Origin of the sequence: Dyella jejuensis (genome assembly GCF_044904675.1) — a bacterium.
Taxonomy (GTDB): Bacteria; Pseudomonadota; Gammaproteobacteria; order Xanthomonadales; family Rhodanobacteraceae; genus Dyella_B; species Dyella_B jejuensis.
On record NZ_JADIKJ010000086.1, the window covers coordinates 1 to 369 of the forward strand.

Below are 369 nucleotides of genomic sequence, written 5' to 3' on the forward strand. Positions count from 1 at the left end.
TGGGCCGCGAGGCGGAAACGGCGGAGCGCTTCGTGACGGTGGCGGGCCATGCGGGCCGTTACTACCGCAGCGGCGACCGGGTGCGCTGGAACGGGGATGGCTCGCTGGAATACCTGGGGCGTTTGGACGGCCAGGTGAAGGTGCGCGGCTATCGCGTGGAACCGGAGGAAGTGGCGCAGGCGCTGCGCACGGAACCGGGCGTGGCCGCGGCAGCGGTGATCGCGCGCGGGGGAGCCGGCGGACTGCGCCTGGTGGGTTACGTGGTGGCATCGGTGGATGCCCCGGTAGCGGCCGGCTGGGAGGACGACGTGCTGGAGCGGCTGCGGGTGAAGCTGCCGAGCTACATGGTGCCGGCGGCGCTGATGCGAC

Annotated in this window: 1 protein-coding gene; it reads left to right on the plus strand. The window is 72.6% G+C overall.

Annotated features, from left to right (window positions below; all coding sequences use genetic code 11):
• Positions 1–369, plus strand: a 369-nt coding sequence (locus ISP15_RS18415; protein WP_404549464.1) for an AMP-binding enzyme, incomplete at both ends; no start/stop codon positions are given.